Source organism: Christiangramia flava JLT2011 (assembly GCF_001951155.1).
In the GTDB taxonomy this organism is placed as follows: domain Bacteria; phylum Bacteroidota; class Bacteroidia; order Flavobacteriales; family Flavobacteriaceae; genus Christiangramia; species Christiangramia flava.
Genome location: NZ_CP016359.1, coordinates 2,947,148 through 2,966,761, shown reverse-complemented (window position 1 = coordinate 2,966,761; position 19,614 = coordinate 2,947,148). Strand labels below are relative to the sequence as shown.

Sequence of the window (19,614 nt, the reverse complement as noted above, 5' to 3'; positions counted from 1 at the left end):
TTATGAAATTAAAATTACTGATCTTTGGGGTGATCTTTTGCGGTTTTAGCATGAACGCGCAGGATTACTTCCCAAAGAATGACGGTGTGAAGACCAAAAACACCAATTACACGGTATTTAAAAATGCCAGGATCCATGTAGATCCGGAGACCACGATCGAAAATGGAATGTTTTCGATCCAGAATGGTAAAATTGTTTCTGTAGGTAAATCGATTTCTGTTCCGAAAAACGCAGTAATTGTCGATCTTGAAGGAAAAGAAGTCTATCCTTCCTTCATCGATATCTACAGTGACTTCGGAATGGAGAAACCAAAACGTGCCGATGGTGGTGGTCAGCCACAATATGATGCAGGCCGCGAAGGTTATTACTGGAATGACCATATTCGCCCGGAAACCGAGGCTGTAGCTCATTTCAGTTATGATGAAAAAGCCGCTGAAAAATACCAGAAAGCTGGTTTTGGAGTGGTGAACACACATATGCCAGATGGCATCGTTCGCGGTACAGGTATGCTGGTGGCACTCACTCCCGGTGTTACTGAAGGTGACCGGATCATCAATGATCGTTCCGCGCAATATTTATCTTTTGATAAAAGCGTTCAGTCAAGACAATCTTATCCTACCAGTATTATGGGTGCGATGGCCTTGATTCGCCAGGTCTATAACGATGCAAACTGGTATGCCGGTGGCAATGCTGAAAATACTGATCTTGCCCTGGAAGCTTTGAACAAGAACAAAGGTCTTACCCAGATTTTCGTTACAGACAATCTGCTTGATGAATTTCGTGCCGATAAAATTGGGGACGAATTCGGAATACAATATGTGATCGTGGGAACCGGAAAGGAATACCAGCGACTGGATAAGGCAAAAGCTACTGCTGCCACCTATGTTGTCCCTCTGAATTTCCCATCACCCTTTGATGTGGAAGACCCGTATATGGCTTCACATCTCGGACTTCAGGAGATGAAAGAATGGAATCAGGCGCCTGCCAATCTCAAGATGATGGATTCGGCTAAAGTACCGTTCATTTTAACCACACATTCCATTGATGCCGAAAAAGATTTCCGCAAAAACCTGATGGAAGCCGTAAATTACGGTTTGACTAAAAAAGCGGCTCTGGCTGCCTTGACCACTATTCCGGCGAAAACTATGGGTCAGGAAGGAAAACTAGGAACCATTAAACAAGGTGCCTGGGCTAACTTCCTCATCACTTCCGGAGATTATTTTGACAAGGAAAGTACCATTTATGAAAACTGGACTCAGGGTAAAAAGAAAGTCCTGGAAAGCATGGACGTGACCGATATCACCGGAAAGTACGATTTAAAGATCGACGGAAAGGATTACGAGCTTTCCTTAACCGGCGAACCAACTAAACCTAAGGCTGAAGTAACCATGGGTGATACCAAGATCGGCTCGAAACTTTCTTTTGACCAGAACTGGATGACCCTACTGCTTTCTTCTCCTGATACTACTAAAACGGAATTTATTCGTCTTACCGCAAATGTTCCGGCAAAAACTGAGAAGATTTCAGGTAAGGCTATTATGCCAAATGGAAAACAAACATCTTTTACCGCTACCAAGAAAACAGCAGAAGAATCAGGTAAAGACAAGAAAAAAGACAAAGAAGACCAGGCAAAAACCAGAGAAATACTGGCCGTCTCCTATCCAAACAATGTATATGGTTTCAAAAAACTTCCGAAGCAACAGAACATATTATTTAAAAATGCTACGGTATGGACCAGTGAAGATGCCGGCGTTTTAGAAAATACCGATGTGCTGGTGAAAAACGGGAAGATCGCAAAGGTTGGTAAAGACCTTGGAGCCGGTGGAGCAACGGTGATCGATGCAACCGGCAAACACCTTACAGCAGGTATCATTGATGAGCACTCTCACATCGCTGCTTCGGCTATTAATGAAGCCGGCCAGAATTCTTCTGCGGAAGTGCAGATGGAAGATGTGGTAGATCCTACAGATGTTGCTATCTACCGTGATCTTGCGGGCGGTGTGACTACCGTGCAGCTGCTGCATGGTTCGGCTAATCCAATCGGCGGGCAGTCGGCCATTCTTCAACTAAAATGGGGCGAATCTGCTGAAAATATGATCTTCGAAGAAGCTCCCGGATTTATCAAATTTGCCCTTGGTGAAAATGTAAAACAGTCTAACTGGGGAAGCAACATTCGTTTTCCACAGACGAGAATGGGTGTGGAACAGGTTTATATGGACTATTTCGGCCGTGCGAAAGCCTATGAAGCCAATAGAGGCAGTGAAGGTTTCCGTAAAGATGAAGAAATGGAAACTTTAGTTGAAATTCTGAATGGCGAACGCTTCATATCCTGTCACTCTTATGTTCAGAGCGAGATCAATATGCTGATGAAAGTTGCGGAACATTTCGACTTCCGAATCAATACATTCACGCACATCCTGGAAGGTTATAAAGTCGCCGATAAAATGAAGGAACATGGAGTTGGTGCTTCTACTTTTTCTGACTGGTGGGCGTACAAATACGAAGTGAACGACGCGATACCTTACAACGCCAGCATCATGAATGAAGTTGGGCTAACAGTTGCCATCAATAGTGATGATGCTGAAATGAGCCGTAGACTGAACCAGGAAGCGGCAAAAAGTGTGAAATATGGCGGGATGAGCGAAGAAGACGCCTGGAAAATGGTAACCATAAACCCGGCAAAATTGCTTCATGTAGATAATCTTGTTGGAAGTATCAAGGAAGGAAAGCAGGCTGATCTGGTTCTTTGGAATGAGCATCCACTTTCAATCTACGCTGTTCCTGAAAAGACCATGATCGAAGGAGTGGTGTATTTCGATAAGGAAAGAGATGCAAAACTTCGCGAAGAAATCCAGCAGGAGCGAAATATGCTAATCGGGCAAATGCTGAAGGAGAAAAACAGCGGGGTAAAAACTCAGCCAGTTAAGAAGAAGGAAGAACAACATGTTCATTGCGACCTGTTAGAAGAAGTAAAATAATTAAACCGGAAAAACATGAAAATTAGAATAACATTTTATTTAATCTGTTTCCTGTTAGCCGGCAGTTTATCGGCACAGCAAACGCCAGCCCAGAAGCAGTCTGAAGCGGTAACCATCGTTGGTGCCACTGCGCATATTGGGAACGGGGAAGTAATTGAAAATAGCCTGATCATTTTTGAAGATGGGAAGATCACCCAGATCATGGATGCAGGCAGCACAAAAATGCAATATCGTGGAGAGATCATACAGGCCGAAGGCAAACATGTATATCCAGGATTTATAGCACCTAATTCCACTTTAGGTTTGGTAGAGATCGACGCGGTTCGCCCGACAGATGATGAAGATGAAATTGGTGAAATGCTTCCAAACGTAAGAAGTTTGATCGCCTATAATGCGGAAAGTAAGGTTGTGGAATCCATGAGGCCAAACGGTGTGCTGGTTGGCCAGATCGTACCTCGTGGCGGAACGATTTCAGGAACTTCTTCTATCGTTCAGTTCGATGCATGGAACTGGGAAGATGCCGCGGTGAAGGTAGACGATGGTCTTCACATCAACTGGCCATCGGCTTTTAGACGTGGTCGCTGGTGGAGAGGTGAAGATCCCGGATTGAAGAAGAACGAAGATTACGACCAGGATATTCAGAAGTTATCTGACTTTTTTGCGCAGTCCAAAGCTTGGTTAGCCGGGGATCGCTCCACTCCTAACCTTCCGGATGAAGCAATGGAACCAGTTTTCAGCGGAAAGAAGAAAGTGTATGTACACGTAGATGGCGAAAAAGAGATACTGGACGCTATTCAATTTAAAAAAGACCAGGATCTGGATGAATTCGTGATCGTTGGTGGCTACCACGCCCTGGGAGTTGCCGATGAATTGAAGGCGAATAACATTCCAGTTTTGGTAAACAGACCGCATACCACTCCGAATATGGATGATCAGGATTATGACTATCCGTATAAACTGGCAAAACTGCTGGCCGAAAGAGGCGTGATGATCGCTTTGGAAAGCAGCGGACAAATGGAACGAATGAACACCAGAAACCTTCCTTTTTACGCGGGGACAGTTGCAGCATTCGGTATGGATAAAGAAGAGGCTTTGAAACTGATCACTTCCAATTCGGCAAAAATCCTGGGAATTGACGATATGTACGGAACTCTTGAAAAAGGGAAGTCGGCTACATTATTTATTTCTGAAGGGGACGCGCTGGACATGAGAGGCAATATTCTATCTCACGCTTTTATTGATGGTCGTGAGGTGAGCCTGGAAACGCATCAAACCGAACTGTGGAAGCGTTATTCCAATAAATATAAAAATCAGAAAGAGGAAGAAAGCAAATAATTTTTCCTGTTTAAAATATAAAAGCCTCCCATCAGCGGAGGCTTTTTTTATGAACAGGAACTGTGTATTTTTACAGAATGATCAGGAAAATCACCAGTATTCAGAATAAGGAAATAAAGTGGCTGCTACAGCTTCAGGAGAAATCGAGAAACCGACGAAAGGAAGGGGTATTTGTAATCGAAGGGCAGCGGGAGATCGAGCTTGCCTTAAAGGGAAATTATATCCCGGTTCAGCTATATTATTTACCTGAAAAGATCGAATTCGATAAAGTATTGGCGTATTCTAAAATTACTGATGACCCGGCTGCCATAACCGAACTGAATCAGGAAGTATATGAAAAGCTGGCGTATCGAAGCAGTACCGAAGGAATAATTGGTGTGTTTAAATCGAAAAATCATGAATTGGATGATCTGAAATTAAATTCTGAAAATCCCCTAGTTTTAATCGCCGAAGCACCGGAAAAACCTGGAAATATTGGTGCCTTGCTACGAACTGCTGATGCCGCCGCCGTTGATGCCGTGATCATTGCAAATCCAAAAACCGATCTGTACAATCCGAATATCATCAGGAGCAGCGTGGGTTGTGTTTTTACCAATCAGATTGCGACAGGATCAACCACTGAAATTATTTCTTACCTGAAACGACAGAATGTCAAAATTTACACGGCAGCTTTACAGGCCTCAGAAAATTATTATGATATTGATTTCACCGAAGCTTCCGCAATTATTGTAGGTACCGAAGCAACCGGCCTTAGCGATGAATGGATCGAAAATGCAGACCGCAACATCATCATCCCAATGCATGGCGAAATTGACTCCATGAATGTTTCGGTAGCTGCCGGAATTCTAATTTTTGAAGCAAAAAGACAACGAATCACGAGGGCATAGATTTTGCCATTTTCAGAATAAAATTGAACGAATTGAATCCACAAACTCTTTTCCTAATTATTATCGCTATTATCGTCATCGACTTTGTGATCGATAAGATCCTTGATGCCCTGAACGCGAAACATTTCGATGATCCCGTTCCAAGCGAACTGAGCGATGTTTATGATGATGAGAAATATGAAAAATCGCAGGCTTACAAAAAGGAACGTTTTCAGTTTGGACTGATCTCGTCAACCTTTTCAGTAATGCTTACACTCGCCTTTATTATTCTTGGCGGTTTCGCCTGGGTTGATGGAATCGCCCGCGGTTTCAGTGGAAATGAAATCATCATCAGCCTGATCTTCTTCGGAATTATCATGCTGGGAAGCGATATTCTTATGACGCCGTTTTCCTATTACAGCACTTTTGTTATCGAGGAAAAATATGGTTTTAATAAAACTTCGAAAAAAACCTTTATTCTGGATAAGTTTAAAGGACTCTTGATGACAGTGATCATTGGCGGCGGAATTTTAGCGCTTATCGTATGGTTTTACCAGATCGCCGGCGAAAATTTCTGGTTGTACGCATGGATCTTAGTGGCGGTATTTTCAGTATTCATGAATATGTTCTACGCGAAGCTGATCGTACCACTTTTCAATAAACAGGTGCCACTGAAGGATGGCAGTTTACGTTCCAAAATCGAAGAATATGCACAAAGTGTGGGATTTCAGTTAGACAACATTTTTGTGATCGACGGTTCGAAAAGAAGCACGAAAGCCAACGCTTATTTTTCAGGATTTGGAAAGGAAAAACGCATCACTCTATACGATACGCTGATCAATGACCTTGAAGAAGAAGAGATCGTGGCGGTACTCGCACATGAAGTGGGACATTATAAAAAGAATCATATCATCATTAACCTGGTTGCTTCGGTTGTAACTACTGGTTTTACCCTTTGGCTGCTTTCTGTTTTTATTGGTAGCCCGGCTCTTTCACAGGCACTGGGTGTTGCGGAGCCAAGTTTTCATATTGGGCTGGTAGCCTTCGGAATTTTATATAGTCCTATTTCAGAAATTACGGGACTGATCATGAACTACCTTTCCCGAAAATTTGAGTACCAGGCAGATAATTATGCCAGGGCCACCTATAACGGGGAATCGCTTATTTCCAGCCTAAAAAAATTGTCTAGGAATACGCTTAGCAATCTTACGCCGCACAAATCCTATGTTTTTGTACATTACTCACACCCAAGTCTGCTCCAGCGTTATCGAAATTTGAAATCCTGAGTAGTTGTTTGATTTTAATCTTAATCGTATTTTTAAATCATGACAGAAGCTGCTATAGAAAAAGAAAACAAACAAATTGCCAGGCAATACAAAGAATTGCTGCGCATCAGTTATCAAACTCTTACCGAGGATGACAAGAAACTGATCCGTAAAGCTTTCGATACTGCGGTAGATGCACATAAAGACCAGCGCCGTAAATCTGGCGAGGCCTATATTTTTCACCCAATTGCGGTGGCAAAAATAGTTGCTTCGGAAATTGGATTAGATGCCACCTCCATCGCCGCGGCCTTATTGCACGATGTGGTGGAAGACACCGCCTATACCCTTCAGGATCTCGAGGAACTATTCGGAGATACCGTAGCCCGTATTGTAGATGGACTCACGAAAATTTCCAGTCTTAAAAAAGACAAGGATGTTTCCCTGCAAGCGGAGAACTTCCGGAAAATGCTGCTCACGCTGAATGATGATGTACGAGTGATCATTATTAAGATTGCAGACAGGCTGCATAATATGCAGACCATGGACGTGATGCGGCCGGATAAACAGGTGAAGATCGCTTCGGAAACACTGTATATTTACGCACCACTGGCCCACAGGATTGGCCTTTATAACGTGAAAACCGAGCTGGAAGACCTCGGACTTAAATATACCGAGCCGGACACTTACCATGACATCCTTACCAAAATCAAGGAAAGCAAGGAACAACAGGATGCCTATATTCGAGAGTTTACGAAGATCATCCAGGATTCACTCGATAAGGAGGATTTTAAATACGAGATCAAGGGAAGACCGAAGTCGATTTATTCCATCAACCGGAAAATGAAAGCTCAGAATGTGAGTTTTGATGAGGTTTATGACAAGTTTGCCATCAGGATCATCTATAAAAGTGACCCCGGCAGTGAGAAATTCCTTGCCTGGAAGATCTATTCTATTGTAACCGATCACTTCAGGCCCAATCCTACACGATTAAGAGACTGGATTTCTTCACCAAAATCTACCGGTTATGAGGCGCTTCACATTACGGTGATGGGGCCTAAAGGCCGTTGGGTGGAAGTACAGATCCGCAGTGAACGCATGAATGAAATCGCGGAAAAAGGTTATGCTGCGCACTATAAATACAAGCAGGGACCCAATCAGAAAGAAGAGAGAGGTTTTGAGGAATGGGTGACCAGGCTTCAGGAAGTCCTGGAAAATCCAGAGATCAACGCAGTAGATTTCGTGGAGCAGTTCAAATTGAATCTCTATTCCAAGGAAATATTCGTTTTTACACCACAAGGAGATCTCAAATCACTTCCGAAGGGCGCGACACCGTTGGATTTTGCTTTCAGTATCCATACTGAAATTGGGCTGCATACCAGAGGAGCACGAGTCAATAACAAACTCGTGCCGCTAAGCCACCAGTTAAAGAGCGGCGACCAGGTAGAGATCATCACTTCAGACCAGGCGCAACCCAATGTGAACTGGCTGGACTACGCCACTACCGCGAGAGCCAGAGCCAAGATCAAATCTTCTTTAAAAGACGAAAAAAAGGAGATCGCCGAAGAAGGAAAGGCTATTCTTGCCAGAAAACTAAAGGCACAGAAGATCACCTTCAGCGAAAAGACGATCAACGAACTGGTAGTTTTCTTCAATTTGAAAACCAGCCTCGATCTTTTTTACAGAGTGGGCATTGGTAAGATCGATAATAAAATGCTGAAGGACTTTGCCGGTTCCCGGAGCAATGCTTTTGTGAGCTACTTCAAGAACAAAATCAGAAGGCCTCAAATTTCAGAAGATCTCAATAAAGAAGAGATCACGGCAAAATATGACCAGCTGGTCTTCGGAAAAGAAGAAGACAAACTGGAATACAAGCTGGCGAATTGCTGTAATCCCATTCCCGGCGACAATGTTTTCGGGTTCATCTCGGTAAACGACGGGATCAAAGTGCATAAAAAAGACTGTCCCAACGCCTTACAGCTACAAAGCAATTATGCCTACAGGATCATCCAGGCAAAATGGATAGACAGTTCGCAGCAGGAATTCAAGGCCGTGATCAAGTTACAGGGAATTGATAATATTGGCCTGGTGAGCGAGATCACTCAGGAAATTTCCAGCAACATGCACGTAAACATGAAAAACCTGAATTTTGATAGTTCAGACGGGGTGTTCAGCGGGCGTATCACGGTGATCGTCAAGAACAACAACATCCTCAATACCATCATTCAGCGGCTGAAAAAAATTAACGGCATAGACAAGGTTAGCCGTGAATAAACTTATACCTTTGCAACTCAAATTATGAGCAAAAAAGTCGTAAATAAGAACGACCAGGCTGTCGTTAAGAACGTTTTTACCAAGTATCTTGAAGAGAAAGGCCACCGCAAGACTCCGGAACGTTTTGCCATTCTTCAGGAAATCTATAATTCAGATGACCATTTTGATATCGAATCGCTCTATATCAAAATGAAGAATAAAAAATACCGCGTAAGCAGGGCCACGCTATATAACACCATTGAGCTTCTTCTGGAATGTGGCCTGGTACGAAAGCACCAGTTTGGCCAAAACCAGGCGCAGTATGAAAAATCATATTTTGACAGGCAGCACGATCATATCATTCTAACCGATACCGGAGAGGTGATCGAATTCTGCGATCCTCGCATTCAGAGCATTAAACAAACCATCGAAGAAGTTTTTGATATCGAGATCAAGAAACATTCTTTATATTTTTACGGAAATAAAAAATCAAACAACTAAGCTAATATTTTCATGGCAGTAGATTTACTACTAGGTCTCCAGTGGGGTGACGAAGGAAAAGGAAAAATCGTTGACGTTCTCACCTCAGATTACGATATTATTGCCCGTTTCCAGGGCGGTCCCAATGCCGGGCATACACTGGAATTCGATGGGCAAAAACATGTTCTGCACACTATCCCTTCCGGGATCTTTCACGATAACAGCGTGAACGTTGTTGGAAACGGTGTGGTGATCGACCCGGTGATCTTTAAAAGGGAGCTGGACAACCTTGCCAAACACCAGATCGATTATAAATCAAAATTACTCATCTCCAGAAAAGCTCATTTGATCCTTCCAACGCACCGTTTGCTGGATGCGGCTTCAGAAGCTTCTAAAGGAAAGGCCAAGATAGGTTCCACTTTAAAAGGAATTGGACCAACCTATATGGATAAAACCGGTAGAAACGGGCTTCGTGTGGGCGACCTGGAAATGGACGACTGGAAAGACAAATATCGCAGTCTTGCCGATAAACATGAAAAAATGATCGCGTTCTACGACGTAGACGTTCAATATAACCTGGATGAACTGGAAAAGGAATTCTGCAACGCCGTGGAATCTTTGAAAGAACTAAAGTTTATCGATAGCGAGGAATACATGCACCAGGCTATCAAAGACGGTAAAACCATTCTGGCCGAAGGTGCTCAGGGTTCCCTGCTGGATATCGATTTTGGAACTTACCCCTTCGTGACTTCTTCCAATACGACTGCCGCAGGAGCTTGTACCGGTCTTGGTGTGGCGCCCCGTGAAATTGGGGAAGCCTACGGAATTTTTAAGGCATACACCACAAGAGTGGGGAGCGGCCCTTTTCCTACTGAATTGTTTGATGAAGTTGGCGAAACCATGGGACGCGTTGGAAATGAATTTGGTGCGACTACCGGGAGAAAACGCCGTTGTGGATGGTTGGATCTTGTAGCTTTAAAATATGCCGTGCAGGTAAACGGGATCACACAGCTCATTATGATGAAAGGTGATGTTCTGAGTGGTTTTGATACACTGAAGGTGTGTACCGCATACAAATATCGTGGAGAAGAGATTCAGCACCTTCCATATAATATTGAACCTGAAAATGTGCAACCGGTTTATACTGAAGTAAAAGGCTGGAAAGAAGATTTAACGAAATTGACAGATCCTGCACAACTTCCTAAAGAGTTCAATGACTATGTTGATTTCCTGGAAAAAGAATTGGAAACTCCAATTAAAATGGTTTCAGTAGGACCAGATAGAAAACAAACGATTACCCGATAATCTTATTTTTCAACATATTAAAAAAGGCTGTCTAAATTGACAGCCTTTTTCATTTATATAGAGATCGTATTGGGTTTACATGTCCTCACTAACGATAAACAAACTGGCGATCGCTACCGCAGTATCTCCAGATATTGGCTCATCAAAAGCCTGAGTTACCGCTTCAGTTACATCTCCAACAAGATCATCAGCATAGGTTAGACCGGTTAGGTCTACGTCACCCTGGGTTACGTTTTCCTCACCATCATAAACTGGCTGGGTTGCTTCAGGCATTCCATCACCTCTCATATTTCCGGTGATCCATCCTTCCAGACCTCTGATTTGTCTGATTTCCGAAGCATGTCTCGCCTCTACCGAGTGAATCTGTAGCGCTGGCTCCAAATACGGAGTGTTCATCAGGTTTCCGGCCTGGCCTTTGTAGGCACGCACTCCGGTATCTTCAAAAGCCTGAGCCAAAGCCAGTAGTTGCGCGTAGGCGGTGTCCATATCTGTTCCATTTTCAGCAAAAGGATCAAAACTTCCTCCGGCCGTGAAATCAAAAGTTGGTTTGCTCACTGCTGAATCTCCTAAAGCTTCCATTAAAAATGCCACGTGAGCATCTTCATGTTTGGAGATCTGCATATAAGCCGCTTCTGCTCTCGCATGACCGGCCAATACACCTGATTCTAACGCCTTCATATAGAACTCTGCTTCCAGATATTCCAAAGTAAGTGCAAGATTCAACGGATCTTCATGTACTTTTTGTTGGAACAGGCTTGCAGCGCTGGCCGATTTTCCAGCCAGTCCAAAAGGAACGGCAGCTACAGCTGCTTTCTTTCCAATGGAACCCAGTGTTCCAAACATCTCACGTCTGGAACTTCTTGTTTTGGTAAGATTTTCAGTCGTGAAATCTTCTAATAATTTTATAATACTCATAATTTCTTTTTTAACTGGTTTATAATTAGGATCCGGTCATTGGTTCTGGAAGGTTATTCGCGGTAAATTCGGTCACGATAAAGTCACCTGCCGCGTCAAACACTTCTGATGGATCGTATGCGAGATCTAATCCGTTTTCATCTACCACATCATCTCCGGCAAAATAACCACCGGTAGGATCGATAAGACTACGAATAGCTGCCGCATGTCTTGCTTCTACAGAAACAATTTTACCAGCCAGCGTTAAATAAGTAGCATCAGCAATACGGTCACCGGCACCATTGTAAGCGCCAACTCCGGTATCCTCTAAGATCATGGCATATTGAAGAACAGAATCCCGGCTGCTGAAATCGATAGCCGAAACATCAAATTCTAAATCTGGCAATGTATTCTCTTCACCGGCAACCCCAGTAATGGCCGCTTTAAAGAAATCACGGTGAATAACTTCATGATTATACAGGTCGTCAAAGATCGCCTGCTCTTCAGCTGACGCTCCGGCGTAATAAGAACCGGCTCTAACCTGAGTATAAAAAGCAGCTTCCAGCTGTTCTAATGCATAAGCATAATTTAAAATCCCCACATCCCCAGAGCCAAGGTCAAATGCTGTTGGTTCTGGATCTGGATCCGGATCTGGGTCTGGAGTTGGAGTCATACCAGAATCGCCTCCCGGATTAAACATATCATCTTCACTACAGGCATACAGAAGGAAGCTGGATCCGGCAAGCCCGAGACCACCTAACTTAAGAAACCTTCTTCGCGAATTACTTTTCGAATTCTTGGAAGATGCTTCTACCACATCTACCTTCACTAAGGGTTTTTTCATAATCTAAAATTTTAGTTTCTACAGAAACCTACGATGGAAAACCCACTTTGGTTTTATTACAGAAGTTAAGGTTATCTTAAAACACCCTTTTTTTAGAAACTTTTAAGCATTTCGCCATTTTCTTTATAAAAAGCTTATGTTAATTATTGTCATTCCTGAAAATATCGCAAAATTTTCAGTAGCCTGTTTTCGTTAGTATTTTAATTACTTTTGAAAAAAATTCAGATTGAAACATTTAGCATTTATATTCCTTTTTTCTCTCCTGGTTTCCATGCCCTTATTTGCACAGCAGGAAATCGAGTTTAAATCTGACAGGAATATTCAGAATGAAGAGCGCTATCCCGGAGCTTTTATACTGAGTATGGTAGAAAACCAGGTGTATTTCCTGCATGATGGTATCGAAGTATGGTGTGATAACGCTGTTTTTTATAAAAAGGCCAATTTCTTTAAAGCCTACGGAAACATCAGGATGCAGCAGGGAGACAGCGTGAAAATGTACAGCAATTACGCCGAATATAATGGGAATACTGAATTTGCTTTTGCCAGCGGAAAGGTGAAAATGGAACGACCGCAAACCACTTTAGAAACCGATTCGCTCTTTTTTGATCGCGTCAAACAACAGGCTTATTACCGCAGCGGCGGAAAGGTCACCGATACTGCCAGCGTTCTCACCAGTAGAATTGGTCGTTATTTCATGGAGCAGGACAAATACAGTTTCGTGAATGAAGTCGTAGTTACCAATCCCGAATACGTGATTCATTCTGAACAGCTCGATTTTTATTCGGAAAATGGCCATGCCTACCTGTATGGCCCTTCTACCATTGAAAGCGAAACCAGTACGGTTTACTGCGAAAGAGGTTTTTACGACACCCGGAACGATAATGGTTATTTTGTCAAAAATTCCCGAATAGATTATGACAACCGTATACTGAAGGGTGACAGCCTGTATTTCAACCGGGAAAACAGTTTTGCTTCAGCCACCAATCATATCGAAGTACTGGACACCGTAAATAAGAGCCTGGTGACCGGCCATTATGCCGAAGTCTACCGTGACAAGGATTCGGTTTTTATTACCAAAAAAGCACTGGCGATCAATTTTAAGGAAAAAGATTCTATTTTCATTCATAGCGATACGATCATGATCACCGGTCAGCCGGAACACCGAATTGTCAGGGGTTTTTATGATGTGCGCTTGCTCCAGGGAGAGATGAGCGGCAGAAGTGATTCCATCTATACTGACCAGCAAAGCGGCATTACCAAGCTCATCAATAAAAGTGGCGACCGTAAACCCGTATTATGGTCTGGTCGTAACCAAATGACGGGTGACACGATTAAATTGTTCAGCAACACAGAAACCGAAAAACTGGATTCGCTGCTGGTGTATGAAAATGCATTTTTGATACAGGAAGACACGATCGAGGGCTATAACCAGGTAAAAGGAAAGTTTTTAGTCGGTTATTTTGAAGATAACGAAATCTACGAGGTCAATATCGATAAAAACACGGAAACGCTTAATTATATGCGGAATGGTGAAAATCAATTGATCGGGATCAATAAGACCCTGGCTAGTAGGATCAAAATTATTTTTGAGAATCAGAAGATCCAGTATATCGATTATTTAAGCATGCCGGATGGTGAACTGGTTCCTGAAGAAGACTTTCCGCCAAATGCGCGCAGACTGGAAGGTTTCAACTGGCGAGGGCAAGAGCGAATTCTCAATAAAGAAGGTTTGTTTGAAGGGCAACCGGAACCGGAACTGGTCAAAATCCAGGGAATTCCGTTACCCGAAGAACCCGAGGAATTCTTTGATGAACGCGATGAAAAAGACGAATTACTGTTGAATGAAAATTCCAGATTAAAACCTCAGATCCTCCAGAACCGGGAACAGGACAGCCTGAAATACAAAACCACCAAAGATTCGCTGGACATCCCTAAACCCGACGTCCGGGAAGACCGACTTCAAAAAAAGGATTCTGTTAATTGAAAAAGGATTTTTTAAAATACCAGGCTCAAACAACGCCGCACCCGCTGGGACTGGAAGTTTCGCACGCGCAGGGTTCATATATCCATACCACAGATGGTCAAAGCCACCTGGATTTTGTGGCAGGCGTTTCGGCCTGTACCTTAGGTCATTCACACCCGAAGATTGTTCAGGCAATTAAAGTTCAGGCGGAAAAATACCTGCATGTGATGGTTTATGGTGAGTATGCACAGCAGCCTGCGGTGGAACTAACGAAACTCCTGGCCGAAAATTTACCAGACGGTCTGAATAAAACATACCTCGTAAATTCTGGAACCGAAGCAATCGAAGGTGCGCTGAAACTGGCTCGACGAGCTACGGGTAGAACCCAGATCCTCGCAGCCCACCAGGCTTATCATGGAAACACGATGGGTTCATTGAGTTTAATGGATTTTGAAGAACGCGTTCAACCCTTTAGGCCCTTGGTTGGAGATATCGCTCATATCAATTTTAACGACACCAGTCAGCTGTCAGAAATCACTGGCCAGACAGCCGCGGTGATTCTGGAAACCATCCAGGGTGGAGCAGGTTTTATAGAACCGCAGAACGATTACCTGAAAAAAGTTAAGGCACGTTGCGAGGAAACTGGTGCGCTACTGATTCTGGATGAAATTCAGCCAGGATTTGGCAGAACCGGAAAACTCTTCGGTTTTCAAAATTATGAGGTGGTGCCAGACATCCTGGTGATGGGAAAAGGCATGGGCGGCGGGTTGCCAATTGGTGCTTTTACGGCTTCCGAAGAACTGATGGACCTTTTAAGCGATAATCCAAAACTGGGGCATATCACCACCTTTGGCGGAAATCCGCTTATTGCTGCCAGCGCCCTGACAACTCTTCAGGAACTACTTCATTCTCAATTAATTCCTGACACGCTTCAAAAAGAGACGCTCTTCAGAAAACACCTTAAACACCCACTCATCCAGGAGATTCGCGGCCGAGGCCTGATGCTTGCTGCCCTTATGAAAAACAGCGAGATTGCCGATCGCGTGGTGCTGGAAGCCAAAGATCGCGGACTCATTCTTTTCTGGCTTTTATTTGAAAAAAGGGCTGTACGCCTCACTCCTCCCCTTACGATTTCTTCTGAAGAAATTGTGAAAGGTTGTGGCATTATTGTTGACATACTCAATGAAATAGCCGCAGAATAAGCTCGGTGTTAATTAATTTGTTAACAACAATATAAAGTTTTCCAAAAACCACCTTTTTTCATTTATAACTTTAATACAGTAGAAATCCCCATAATCCCTCTCTTATGCAGTTAAGCCATAACGAAGAAGATAATTTCTCACTTGCCCGATTCGAATCCATGCTGAAGACCAATGATGTGCTTTTCTTTGATTCCAACGAATTTGAGAATATCATCCATCATTACCTGGAAAACGGAAAGATCTCTCTGGCGAAGAAAGCTGTGAAGATGGGACTGGCCCAGCATCCAACTTCCGTGAACCTGAGGTTGTTCAAGGTGGAGATCCTGGTTTTTGAGGATAAACTGGACCTGGCAGATGGTATTCTGAACGAACTGAAAGAACTGGAATCTTCCAACGAGGAAATTTACATTCAGAAAGCACAGATCTGTTCCAAAAAAGATTTGCACCAGGAAGCCATCAAAATGCTGGAAGCAGCGTTGGAGATCACCCTGGAAGACGCTGAAATCTTCTCGCTTATCGGGATGGAATACCTTTTCCTGGAAGACTTCGAAAATGCCAAATATTACTTTATGAAGTGTCTGGAGTCGGACGAAGAGGACTACTCGGCACTTTATAATATCATGTATTGTTTCGATTTTCTCGATCAGAAAGAAGAAGCGATCGAGTACCTGAACATGTACCTGAACAAACACCCGTACTGCGAGGTGGCTTGGCACCAGGTAGGAAAACAGTATTTTGACCTGAAGCAGTTCAACAAAGCTCTGGCCGCTTTTGATTTTGCCATTATCAGTGATGACCGCTTTGTGGGCGCGTACCTGGAAAAAGGAAAAGTGCTGGAGAAAATGAAGCGTTACAACGAGGCGATCGAAAATTATAATATCACCCTGGAACTCGAAGATCCTTCCTCATTCGCTTATTTAAGAATCGGGAAATGTTTTGAAAAACTGGGATGTGATGACCTTGCATTGAAGAATTACCAGCAAACAGTTCACCAGGACCCGCTTTTGGACAAAGGCTGGATCGCTATTACTGATTTTTACATCAGAAAACTGAATTTCCAGAAAGCCTTGTATTACATCAATAAAGCGATCAATATTGATGAAGAGAATGTGCTTTACTGGAAGCGATACGCCAGGATCAACAATCGGCTGAACTTTTTCGAAGAAGCGGAACATGGTTACAGAAAAAGTTTGGAACTGGGCAATTATGAACTGGAAACCTGGATCAAACGTTGTGATATCCTGATTGGTTTAGGAGAATATGAAACCGCTATCAACAGCATGCTTCAGGCCATTGAATTTTATCCGGAAAGCGCCGAGGTGGAATACCGCCTCGCAGGACTTTTCTTTGTGACCAACAAAGCCGAAAAAGGCTATTTTCACCTGAAGAACGCACTAAAGATAGATTCTGAATATTACATCATCATCGAGGAACTCTTTCCCTCCATTTTCAGCAGGAAAAGCGTTAGACAAATTATAAATTCCTTCGTAAAGCTCTCTTAGTATTTTGCTACCTTTGAGCGAATCATAAAAAAAGAGCATGCAGCGAAGTTTCAAGGATTATCTTACGATAACCCTCAAAGGTATGGCCATGGGTGCCGCCGATGTCGTACCCGGAGTCTCTGGAGGAACCATAGCATTTATTTCAGGAATTTACGAAGAATTGATCTCTACCATTTCCGGGGTGAACATGGATCTGTTCAAAACATGGAAAAATGAAGGTTTTAAGGCTTTCTGGACCAAACTAAACGGAAATTTCATTGTAGCCCTTTTCGCCGGAATTCTCATCAGTCTCTTTACACTCATGCGGCTGGCAAATTACCTGCTGGAAAATGAACCGGTATTGATCTGGTCATTTTTCTTTGGGCTCGTTATTGCCAGTATCTGGTTCGTCGCAAAGCAGATCCAAAAGTGGAACTGGAAACTGTTTCTCGCTCTGGTTATTGGAGCGGCAGTCGCGTTTTATATCGTAAGTCTGCCTCCAATGGCTGCGAATAACAGTTATATTTTTCTCTTTCTCGCCGGTGCGATTGCAGTTTGCGCCATGATCCTTCCGGGAATTTCGGGAGCCTTTATTTTGGTGCTGCTGGGCGCCTATAAATCGGTGACGGAAGCGGCGCATGATTTTGATCTCAAAACGCTCGGAGTTGTGGGTCTGGGAGCCATTTTTGGCCTGCTTACCTTCTCGAAAATACTCAAGTGGTTGTTCGTTCACTACAGCAATATTACGCTTGCCGTTTTAACCGGTTTCATCGCCGGTTCCCTGAATAAGATCTGGCCCTGGAAGGAAGTCCTGGAAAAAGCCACATACGGCGACAAAGAAATTGTACTGAAAGAAGCTTCGGTATGGCCGTGGAAGTTTGACGGAGATCCGCAAACGATATTTGCTATTTTACTGATGCTCGCCGGTTTTTTCCTGATCATTATATTGGAAACAGTTGCCGGCCAAAATCCCGAATCTGCCAATGCAGCAAACTAGAACTCTATCAGATAAGCTTTTCCTTGTTTTAAAAGGATTGGCGATGGGCGCAGCCAACAAGGTTCCGGGAGTTTCCGGCGGGGTGGTCGCGTTCGTTGCAGGCTTTTATGAAGAGTTCATTTATTCGCTTCAGAAAATTAACCTGAAAGCGTTCAAGCTATTGATATCAGGCAGGTTTCGCAGTTTGTACCAATACATCAACGGGAAATTCCTGGGACTGCTCATTTTGGGAATGCTGATTAGTTATTTCAGTGTTTCCAAAATACTGGATTACCTCATCGTACATTTTGAGCTGTACGTCTGGTCTGCATTCTTCGGGATGATCATTGGGTCTATTTATTATATCAGCAAGGATTTTGATGAATGGGATCGAAATTCGGTCATTTTCGCGGTCGTTGGGCTCTGTGTTGGCGTCGCCATCAGTTTCCTGGAACCAGCCCGGCAAAATGACAATCTCTGGTTTGTATTTATTTGCGGAATGATCAGCGTTTCCGGGATGACCTTACCGGGACTCTCCGGAAGTTTTATTCTCATCCTGCTGGGAAATTACGTGTTATTGCTGGTCGATTCCGTCAACTCTTTATACGACACTTTTGCGGATCTGGCCACGCTTGATTTTTCATTTATCCATGATCCTGAACGGCTGCGTATGCTTCAGGTTCTCGCAGTATTCTCCATTGGTTCCTTAGCAGGGCTGGTTTCGCTCTCGCACCTGCTCGGTTACGTGTTGAAGAGGAATAAAAAAGAAACTTTTGCGGTAATCATTGGTTTTATCGCGGGCTCTTTGGGCGTGGTCTGGCCCTGGAAAGAGAAGGTTTACAAGCTGAACCAGGCGGGACAAATCCTGGTTGATCGTGAAGGCCACCAGATTATTGATAATTACGATAGGTACTGGCCAGACTTCAGTATTTCTGAAACCTATATCGCTATATTTTACATCCTGGTAGGAGCTTTTATCGTGCTGGGACTGGCCTGGTACGAAAATAGAAAAGCAACAAAATGAGAACTTTCGGATTAATTGGCAGAAATATTTCCTATTCCTTTTCCAGGAAATACTTTTCAGAAAAATTTGAAACAGAGAATATTGATGCAGTTTATCGAAATTTCGACCTGGGAGAGATCAGCGAATTCCCTTCTATTTTAAAGATCCGAAACATTTCCGGAATGAACGTAACCATTCCGTACAAACAGAATGTGATGAGCTACCTGGACGATCTGCATAGTGACGCCCGGGAAATCGATGCGGTTAACGTGATCAAGATCGAAGGCGATCAACTCATTGGCTACAATACCGATCACTTGGGATTCCAGGATTCCATCAAAATCTTGCTGAAACCGCATCATCAAAAAGCACTGATCTTAGGAACCGGTGGGGCTTCGAAGGCCGTGGCTTTCGCACTGAAAAACCTCCAGATAGATTACAGCTTTGTATCCCGAAACCCAGGAATAGGCCAGCTTTCTTATGAAGAGCTCAACCAGGAAGTTCTTGCAGAAAACCAGGTGATCATCAATACCACGCCACTGGGAACTTTTCCCAATATCGAGCAATGCCCAGACATTCCTTATGAATTTTTGACCCCTCAGCACCTGGCTTATGACCTGATCTACAACCCGGCGGAAACCAAATTTCTTCAGAAGGCGTCGAAACAGGGGTCTGATATTTGTAACGGACTCAGAATGTTGCAGATACAGGCAGAAAAAGCCTGGGAAATATGGAATTCCTGAATTATTAGCCTCCACCCTTCAGAATTACA

Annotated in this window: 15 protein-coding genes; 13 read left to right on the top strand and 2 right to left on the bottom strand. The window is 43.5% G+C overall.

Going from position 1 to position 19,614, the window contains the following annotated elements; all coding sequences use genetic code 11:
- The first annotated feature begins 2 nt into the window (after positions 1-2).
- From GRFL_RS13025 to GRFL_RS12995, 7 genes are all read left to right on the top strand, one after another.
- Positions 3-2,978: an amidohydrolase family protein gene (locus GRFL_RS13025; protein ID WP_083645039.1), complete on the top strand. Its 2,976-nt coding sequence runs from the start codon at positions 3-5 to the stop codon at positions 2,976-2,978.
- A 15-nt stretch (positions 2,979-2,993) separates the two neighbouring features.
- Complete coding sequence (locus GRFL_RS13020) at positions 2,994-4,313, top strand: amidohydrolase family protein (RefSeq protein ID WP_083645038.1); 1,320 nt, start codon at positions 2,994-2,996, stop codon at positions 4,311-4,313.
- 77 nt (positions 4,314-4,390) lie between these two features.
- Positions 4,391-5,200, top strand: coding sequence for a TrmH family RNA methyltransferase (locus tag GRFL_RS13015; RefSeq protein ID WP_083645037.1), 810 nt, complete (start codon positions 4,391-4,393; stop codon positions 5,198-5,200).
- A 32-nt stretch (positions 5,201-5,232) separates the two neighbouring features.
- On the top strand, positions 5,233-6,465 hold the full coding sequence (locus tag GRFL_RS13010) for a M48 family metallopeptidase (protein WP_083646132.1): 1,233 nt from the start codon (positions 5,233-5,235) through the stop codon (positions 6,463-6,465).
- A 39-nt stretch (positions 6,466-6,504) separates the two neighbouring features.
- A complete protein-coding gene (locus GRFL_RS13005; RefSeq protein WP_083645036.1) occupies positions 6,505-8,715 on the top strand; it encodes a RelA/SpoT family protein in 2,211 nt (736 codons plus the stop codon).
- A 24-nt stretch (positions 8,716-8,739) separates the two neighbouring features.
- Positions 8,740-9,195 carry a Fur family transcriptional regulator gene (locus tag GRFL_RS13000; RefSeq protein ID WP_083645035.1) on the top strand — a complete coding sequence of 152 codons (456 nt, stop codon included), beginning with the start codon at positions 8,740-8,742 and terminating at the stop codon, positions 9,193-9,195.
- A 12-nt stretch (positions 9,196-9,207) separates the two neighbouring features.
- Positions 9,208-10,479, top strand: coding sequence for an adenylosuccinate synthase (locus GRFL_RS12995; protein ID WP_083645034.1), 1,272 nt, complete (start codon positions 9,208-9,210; stop codon positions 10,477-10,479).
- A 75-nt stretch (positions 10,480-10,554) separates the two neighbouring features.
- Here GRFL_RS12995 and GRFL_RS12990 read toward each other — a convergent pair whose 3' ends face one another.
- Together GRFL_RS12990 and GRFL_RS12985 are read right to left on the bottom strand one after the other, a co-directional pair.
- Positions 10,555-11,394: a ferritin-like domain-containing protein gene (locus GRFL_RS12990; RefSeq protein ID WP_083645033.1), complete on the bottom strand. Its 840-nt coding sequence runs from the start codon at positions 11,392-11,394 to the stop codon at positions 10,555-10,557.
- 25 nt (positions 11,395-11,419) lie between these two features.
- Positions 11,420-12,217 (bottom strand): ferritin-like domain-containing protein, encoded by a 798-nt coding sequence (locus GRFL_RS12985; protein ID WP_083645032.1) that lies wholly within the window; start codon positions 12,215-12,217, stop codon positions 11,420-11,422.
- A gap of 271 nt (positions 12,218-12,488) precedes the next feature.
- Here GRFL_RS12985 and GRFL_RS12980 point away from each other — a divergent pair, with 271 nt between their 5' ends.
- The 6 genes from GRFL_RS12980 to GRFL_RS12955 all read left to right on the top strand — a co-directional run bounded on the left by GRFL_RS12980 (position 12,489) and on the right by GRFL_RS12955 (position 19,585).
- Positions 12,489-14,201, top strand: coding sequence for an OstA-like protein (locus GRFL_RS12980; protein WP_086047730.1), 1,713 nt, complete (start codon positions 12,489-12,491; stop codon positions 14,199-14,201).
- Positions 14,198-15,382: an aspartate aminotransferase family protein gene (locus GRFL_RS12975; protein ID WP_083645030.1), complete on the top strand. Its 1,185-nt coding sequence runs from the start codon at positions 14,198-14,200 to the stop codon at positions 15,380-15,382. The genes GRFL_RS12980 and GRFL_RS12975 overlap by 4 nt, the downstream gene beginning before the upstream one ends.
- A 104-nt stretch (positions 15,383-15,486) precedes the next feature.
- A complete protein-coding gene (locus tag GRFL_RS12970) occupies positions 15,487-16,884 on the top strand; it encodes a tetratricopeptide repeat protein (protein WP_083645029.1) in 1,398 nt (465 codons plus the stop codon).
- Between the two features lie 37 nt (positions 16,885-16,921).
- Entirely contained in the window at positions 16,922-17,860 is a 939-nt protein-coding gene (locus GRFL_RS12965) for a DUF368 domain-containing protein (protein WP_083645028.1), read from the top strand.
- Positions 17,847-18,863 carry a DUF368 domain-containing protein gene (locus GRFL_RS12960; RefSeq protein ID WP_083645027.1) on the top strand — a complete coding sequence of 339 codons (1,017 nt, stop codon included), beginning with the start codon at positions 17,847-17,849 and terminating at the stop codon, positions 18,861-18,863. Before GRFL_RS12965 ends, GRFL_RS12960 begins: the two co-directional genes overlap by 14 nt.
- On the top strand, positions 18,860-19,585 hold the full coding sequence (locus tag GRFL_RS12955) for a shikimate dehydrogenase family protein (RefSeq protein WP_083645026.1): 726 nt from the start codon (positions 18,860-18,862) through the stop codon (positions 19,583-19,585). Before GRFL_RS12960 ends, GRFL_RS12955 begins: the two co-directional genes overlap by 4 nt.
- Positions 19,586-19,614: the final 29 nt, after the last annotated feature.

Coding starts and splice junctions, on each gene's coding strand:
- GRFL_RS13015 (WP_083645037.1), top strand. CDS start 4,391: ATGATCAGGAAAATCACCAGTATTCAGAATAAGGAAATAAAGTGGCTG.
- GRFL_RS13025 (WP_083645039.1), top strand. CDS start 3: ATGAAATTAAAATTACTGATCTTTGGGGTGATCTTTTGCGGTTTTAGC.
- GRFL_RS12970 (WP_083645029.1), top strand. CDS start 15,487: ATGCAGTTAAGCCATAACGAAGAAGATAATTTCTCACTTGCCCGATTC.
- GRFL_RS13005 (WP_083645036.1), top strand. CDS start 6,505: ATGACAGAAGCTGCTATAGAAAAAGAAAACAAACAAATTGCCAGGCAA.
- GRFL_RS12995 (WP_083645034.1), top strand. CDS start 9,208: ATGGCAGTAGATTTACTACTAGGTCTCCAGTGGGGTGACGAAGGAAAA.
- GRFL_RS12960 (WP_083645027.1), top strand. CDS start 17,847: ATGCAGCAAACTAGAACTCTATCAGATAAGCTTTTCCTTGTTTTAAAA.
- GRFL_RS12990 (WP_083645033.1), bottom strand. CDS start 11,394: ATGAGTATTATAAAATTATTAGAAGATTTCACGACTGAAAATCTTACC.
- GRFL_RS13020 (WP_083645038.1), top strand. CDS start 2,994: ATGAAAATTAGAATAACATTTTATTTAATCTGTTTCCTGTTAGCCGGC.
- GRFL_RS13000 (WP_083645035.1), top strand. CDS start 8,740: ATGAGCAAAAAAGTCGTAAATAAGAACGACCAGGCTGTCGTTAAGAAC.
- GRFL_RS12980 (WP_086047730.1), top strand. CDS start 12,489: ATGCCCTTATTTGCACAGCAGGAAATCGAGTTTAAATCTGACAGGAAT.
- GRFL_RS12965 (WP_083645028.1), top strand. CDS start 16,922: ATGCAGCGAAGTTTCAAGGATTATCTTACGATAACCCTCAAAGGTATG.
- GRFL_RS12955 (WP_083645026.1), top strand. CDS start 18,860: ATGAGAACTTTCGGATTAATTGGCAGAAATATTTCCTATTCCTTTTCC.
- GRFL_RS12985 (WP_083645032.1), bottom strand. CDS start 12,217: ATGAAAAAACCCTTAGTGAAGGTAGATGTGGTAGAAGCATCTTCCAAG.